The sequence below is a fragment of the uncultured Porphyromonas sp. genome, from assembly GCF_905372525.1.
Classification (GTDB): Bacteria; Bacteroidota; Bacteroidia; order Bacteroidales; family Porphyromonadaceae; genus Porphyromonas.
The window spans coordinates 1-6,018 of sequence record NZ_CAJPPN010000069.1; the positions used below are offsets into that span (position 1 = coordinate 1).

Annotated in this window: 5 protein-coding genes; all 5 read left to right on the forward strand. The window is 55.8% G+C overall.

Going from position 1 to position 6,018, the window contains the following annotated elements; translation table 11 throughout:
• On the forward strand, window positions 1-703 hold a 703-nt coding region (locus QZ170_RS09015; RefSeq protein ID WP_297180170.1), incomplete at its 5' end, for a MotA/TolQ/ExbB proton channel family protein.
• A 26-nt stretch (window positions 704-729) separates the two neighbouring features.
• Complete coding sequence (locus QZ170_RS09020; protein WP_297180173.1) at window positions 730-1,203, forward strand: hypothetical protein; 474 nt, start codon at window positions 730-732, stop codon at window positions 1,201-1,203.
• Between the two features lie 37 nt (window positions 1,204-1,240).
• Window positions 1,241-1,858 carry a biopolymer transporter ExbD gene (locus tag QZ170_RS09025; protein WP_297180175.1) on the forward strand — a complete coding sequence of 206 codons (618 nt, stop codon included), beginning with the start codon at window positions 1,241-1,243 and terminating at the stop codon, window positions 1,856-1,858.
• Between the two features lie 2 nt (window positions 1,859-1,860).
• Entirely contained in the window at window positions 1,861-2,334 is a 474-nt protein-coding gene (locus tag QZ170_RS09030) for a biopolymer transporter ExbD (RefSeq protein WP_297180178.1), read from the forward strand.
• Window positions 2,335-2,574: 240 nt separating this feature from the next.
• On the forward strand, window positions 2,575-5,829 hold the full coding sequence (locus QZ170_RS09035; protein ID WP_297180179.1) for a S41 family peptidase: 3,255 nt from the start codon (window positions 2,575-2,577) through the stop codon (window positions 5,827-5,829).
• Window positions 5,830-6,018 lie beyond the last annotated feature (189 nt).

Sequence of the window (6,018 nt, forward strand, 5' to 3'; positions counted from 1 at the left end):
GGCAGTCGCTGCCCCTGCTACGGACGATGCGACAGCGCCTGCCGGTGCTCAGGAAGAAACGAGCTTCCACCAGTCCCTCAAGACGAAGTTCATCGAAGGGGGTGCCGACTTCATGGCTCTGATCGCCATCACGCTCATCCTCGGGCTGGCTATCTGCCTCGAACGTATCATCTATCTAAACCTAGCGAACACGAACCCAGACAAGCTCCTCAAGGACATCGAAGATGCCCTCATCAAGGAAGGTAACCTCGAAAAGGCTAAGGGTATCGCCCGCGACACCCGTGGCCCTATCGCCTCGATCGCCTATCAGGCTCTGCTCCGTGCTGACCAGGGTATCGACATCGCCGAAAAGTCCGTCGTCTCCTACGGTGGCGTACAGGGCGGTCTGCTCGAAAAGAACCTCTCCTGGATCACCCTCTTCATCGCTATGGCTCCCTCTCTCGGGTTCCTTGGTACGGTCGTAGGGATGGTGCTCGCCTTCGATAACATCGAACGCGTCGGTGATATCAGCCCAACGGTCGTCGCTGGTGGTATGAAGGTGGCTCTGATCACGACCATCGGGGGGCTTGTCGTAGCTCTGATCCTTCAGGTCTTCTACAACTACATCCTCTCGCTCGTCGAAGGTATCCTCAACCGCATGGAAGACGCTTCCATCACCCTGCTTGACCTGATCGTTAAGTACAACGTCAAGAACAACAAGTAATCCCTAACTCATAATAAATAAAGACAATGGCTGTAACCAAGATACGCAAGGTATCCAGCTATACTTTATTGATCCTCTCCTGCATCAGCGTCCTGATCTTCTTCCTCTTCTTCCTAGGAGGATCCGAGACTGACGCTAAGGGGAACACGGTCTATGAGTATACGGGTATCCTCCTCTTCTGGACGTATGCCCTCTTCCTGGTAACCGTCTGCGCTACGCTCGTCTTTGCGTGCAAGAACTTCGCCAGCACCTTCCAGACCAACTCTCGTGGGGCTCTCGTCTCCATCGGTGGTGTCGTGGCCTTCCTCGCCCTACTAGCTATCACCTATGCCATCGGTAGCGGTGAACCTATCAAGGGACTCAACGAGGCTTCTCAGAGCTACAATACCTCAGGCTGGCTCAAGGTCACCGATATGTGGCTCTACTCCACCTACGTCCTCTTCATCCTAACTGTCGGCGCAGCCATCTGGGGAGGTATCTCCAAGGCTCTGAAGAGATAAGAGTTGATAATCAATAACGAATAAAGCAGAAAGCACTATGGCAAAAAGAAAGACTCCCGGTATCAATGGGTCATCATCAGCCGATATCGCTTTTATGTTGCTTATCTTCTTCTTGATTACAACTTCAATGGATACTGATAAGGGGCTGAAGAGGCGTCTGCCTCCGCTAGCTCCAAAGCAACAAGAGCAACAGCAGATCGAGCTCAACGACCGTAACGTCATGCGCCTGCTGGTCAACCGATCTGACGAGATCGTGATCTCCCGCATGGACGCCGCTGGTCGTGACCAGCTCATCCCGGTCAAGCTAGACCAGCTCAAGGACTACGCTGTTGAATTCATCATGAACCCTGAGGAGAAGCCCTACCTCCCCGAGCACGAGGTGCGCGATGTAGAGGGCCTCGGCAACCGCAAGGTCGTCACCTCAGGCTACGCTATCTCGATCAAGAACGAGGTCGAGACGAGCTATCAGATGTACGTCAACGTGCAGAATGAGCTGATCAAGGCCTACAATGAGGTCTGGGATAAGTTCGCTAAGCAAGCCTTCCAAAAGCCTTTCGAAGACCTGACCCCTTCGCAGAAGAAGTCAGTGGCTGATGCATACCCTATGCACATCTCCGAAATGCCTCTGTCTAACCTCGTAAAGAAGCAACAGTAGTCATGGGAAAATTCAGTAAATCAGGTGGGCGCGAGATGCCCGAGTTGAATACGTCTTCTCTCCCTGACTTGGTCTTCGCCTTCCTGTTCTTCATTATGATGGTGACCTCCATCCGTGAGGTGACTCCCAAGGTCAGCTTCAGCAACCTACCTACAGCGACCGAACTGACGAAGCTAGAGGAGAAGTCACTCGTGACCTTCATCTACGTCGGGAAGCCCAACAAGGAGTATCGTGCGATGTACGGATCGAACTCCGCCATCCAGCTCAATGACCAGGTGACGCAGAACCCTACTGCCGTCTACAGCTACATCGAGCAGGCCAAGGCGAAGCTACGTGATGACCGCCGTGCCCTCATGCAGGTCTCTCTGAAGGCAGATAAGGAAACGAAGATGAACATCATCTCTCAGATCAAGGAAGAGCTACGTCGTGCCAATGCGCTTAACCTAAGCTACTCGGCACGTCAGGGCAAGAAGTAATCCCCCTCTCTCCCTAGAGAACAATTCGCAGCTAGCCCTCGGCAGTCCCAACTGCCGAGGGCTAGCTACGTTTATAGCCCCTCCCCTTATTAGCCCTATTAGTCTTATTCCCCTTATTGGACTTATTAGCCCCATCAGCCCCATCAACTCCATCAGCTCCCCCCCTCCTCGCTCACCTTGTTAAGTGCCCGATAAATGCGTAACTTTGCCCGTACGCTCACTATTCACATACAATAGACTATGAAACATGTATTCACGCTCGCTCTCGTCTCCCTCCTAGCTGGGACGACGGTAGGAGCGGAGACTTCGGCTCCCCTCTGGCTAAGGCATCAGCAGATCAGCCCAGATGGTCGGAGCATCGCCTTCTGCTTCCAGGGTGATATCTACACTGTCCCCACTGCGGGGGGGAGTGCTCGGCGTATCACCTCCAATGTAGCCTACGACGGCACTCCCATCTGGAGCCCGGACAGTAAGCGCATCGCCTTCTCCTCCGACAGAGAGGGTGGGAAGGACGTCTACATCGTCTCGGCCGATGGCTCTGGGCTGAGGCGACTGACCTTCAATAGTGTCAAGGAGCTCCCTGTTGCCTTTCTCGACAACAACACCCTCCTCTTCCAAGCTGCGATCTTGCCCGAGGCCAACTTCAGTATGTACCCCTGGAACTGGTTCGTACAGACCTACTCTCTCGACCTAACGAAGGACACTGCTCGCCCACAGCTCTACAACGGGACCCCGATGGCCAGCCCATCCCTACGCAATGGCGAGATCCTCTACACCGACATCAAGGGCTACGAAGATGTCTGGCGCAAGCATGCCGTCTCCCCCGTTACCCGAGACATCTGGCACCGGAGCAAGGAGGGCAAGTACACCAAGCTCACCTCCTTCGGTGGCGAAGACCGCAATGCGGTCTGGGACGACAAGGGGGGCTTCTACTACCTCAGTGAGCGGGATGGCTCCTTCAATATCTATCACCGAGCCAGCGTCTCTCCCTCGGCCAGCGATGAGCGTATCACGACCTTCGCCAAGAACCCCGTCCGCTTCCTCTCTCGTGCCGAGAACGGTACCCTCTGCTTCGGCTACGACGGCGAGATCTATACCCTCACCCCGGGAGGACAGCCTCAGAAGGTCACTGTCACCCTCATCCGTGACGCCGAGGAGAAAGCGATCAATAAGGAGTGGCTCACGAGCGACGTCGCTTCCTTTGCTGTCGCTCCGAGCGACAAGGAGATCGCCTTCGTCGCCCGTGGTGACGTCTACGTCACCCACACCGAGTACAAGACCACCAAGCGGATCACCGACACCCCCCAAGAGGAGCGTGATGTAGACATTAGCTCCGATGGCAAGAAGATGGTCTACGCAGCTGAGCGGGATGGTACGTGGCAGATTTACCTGACCGAGCTCGTGCGCAAGGATGATCCTCACTTCGTCTATGCCCGTGAGCTAAAGGAGAAGCAGCTCACCAAGGGCAAGGAGGCGAGCTTCCAGCCCCTCTTCTCTCCCGACGGCAGGCGTGTGGCCTTCCTCAGAGACCGCACCGCTATATATGTCTACGACCTAGCTTCGGGTAAGGAGACGAAGGTGCTCGACAAGAAGTTCAACTATTCCTATTCCGATGGTGACCAGCACTTCCGTTGGAGCCCCGACGGGAAGTGGATCCTAACGAACTACATCGGTGTTGGGGGCTGGATGCACACCGACTGCGCTCTGGTCAAGGCCGACGGATCGGGTGAAGTCATCAACCTCACCGAGAGTGGTTATAACGATGCCGAGGGTAAGTTTGTCCTCGGTGGCAAGGCCATCCTCTTCCGCTCCGACCGAGCTGGCTATCGGAGCCACGGGAGCTGGGGCGCACAGACGGATCTTTACCTAATGTTCCTAGATAAGGAAGCTTTCGAGGACTTCAAACTCAGCAAGGAAGAACGTGAGCTACAGAAGGAACTCAAGGATCTAGGTAAGAAGGACTCTGCCACCGATAAGAAGGACTCCAAAAAGGGGAAGAAGGATAAGAAGGCCGAAGAGAAGAAGGACACCAAGCCCTTCACGCCTGACTTTACCGACCGTGAGGATCGTGTCATCCGCCTCACCTCCGCCTCGGGGAGCGTGTCCGATGCCCTCATCAACGACGATGGTACCAAGCTCTACTACATCATGCGCTACGGTGATAGTACCGACCTCTGGGAGCTGGATCTCGTCTCCAAGACCTCCAAGATCCTCTCTCCAAAGATCGGCCGTGGTGAGCTACGCCTAGGCAAGGACGGCAAGACGATCTATGTCGGTACGTCCTACGGTGGGCTCTCCAAGGTAGACGCTAACGGGGCGGTGAAGCCCATCAGCTACTCTGCGGAGTTCGACCACAGACCTGCCGAGGAGCGTGCCTATATCTTCGACCACGCTTGGCAGCAGGTCAAGGATAAGTTCTACGACGAGAAGCTTCATGGTGTGGACTGGGATTACTACCGCACCACCTACCGCCGCTTCCTCCCCTATATCAATAATGATGAGGACTTCGCAGAGCTCCTCAGCGAGCTCCTTGGTGAGCTCAATGCCTCTCATACAGGGGGGCGTTGCTTCCCCAAGAAGAGTCCCGTAGCTACCGCTGCTCTAGGCGCCTTCTACGACAATAGCTACAAGGGCGATGGCCTACGTATCGTCGAGCTCCTACAGGGTGGCCCGCTCAGTTTCGGGGGCTCCAAGGTAGAGAAGGGCATGATCATCGAGCGTATCGATGGCGAACTCATCAAGGCGGACCAACCCGTCGAGCTCTACCTCAACGGCAAGGTCTCCAAGCGTGTGAACCTCACCGTCCTAGACCCCAAGACGGGCAAGCGCTTCGACCAGATCGTCAAGCCCTGCTCGCAGAACTGGCAGGACGAGCTCCTCTACCGTCGTTGGCTCCGTCGCTGCGAAGACCTCGTACGTGAGCGTAGTGGGGGACGAGTCGCCTACGTGTATGTACGTTCGATGGATAGCCCTAGCTTCCGCACCGCCTTCCAGGATCTACTCGGTAAGTACCGCAATACCGACGCTGTCATCGTCGATACCCGCTACAACGGCGGGGGCTGGCTCCACGAAGACCTCGTCCACCTACTCAGTGGGAAGAAGTACCTCACCTTCACTCCTCGTGGCCAGTATATCGGTGATGACCCCTTCATGCAGTGGAACAAGCCCAGCTGCGTCCTCGTCAGCGAAGGGAACTACAGCAACGGGCACGGCTTCCCCTGGGTCTACAAGACGCTGGGCCTCGGTAAGGTCATTGGCTCGCCCGTGGCAGGGACGATGACTGCCGTCTGGTGGGAGTCTCAGATCAATCCCTACATCGTCTTCGGTATTCCTCAGGTGACCTGCTCTGACCTCAATGGCAAGCCCCTAGAGAACGCAACCCTGCAGCCCGACATCGAGGTCTATTCCACCCCCGAGGAATACCTTCGCGGCTATGATGCTCAGCTCATCAGAGCCGTCGATGAGATGCTCAAGACCATCCCACAGAAGAAGTAACGTCCCGAGTACAGGCTTCACTTGCCCATCCACTCTGGGCTCACAGCCTCGCAGCTAAGGAGGCGAAAGGGTTTCCCGCCCCGCACTCCTGAGCCCTACGAGATTTAGGATAAATTCGCTTCCCCCTAGAGCGTCCCCGAGGCGCCTAGGGGGAAGCGAATTTATCCTAAATCTCGTAGGGCTCAGGAG

What these genes read in the sequence shown, in the direction of transcription:
- QZ170_RS09035 (WP_297180179.1), top strand. Translation starts at nt 2,575, where the DNA reads ATGAAACATGTATTCACGCTCGCTCTCGTCTCCCTCCTAGCTGGGACG.
- QZ170_RS09030 (WP_297180178.1), top strand. Translation starts at nt 1,861, where the DNA reads ATGGGAAAATTCAGTAAATCAGGTGGGCGCGAGATGCCCGAGTTGAAT.
- QZ170_RS09025 (WP_297180175.1), top strand. Translation starts at nt 1,241, where the DNA reads ATGGCAAAAAGAAAGACTCCCGGTATCAATGGGTCATCATCAGCCGAT.
- QZ170_RS09020 (WP_297180173.1), top strand. Translation starts at nt 730, where the DNA reads ATGGCTGTAACCAAGATACGCAAGGTATCCAGCTATACTTTATTGATC.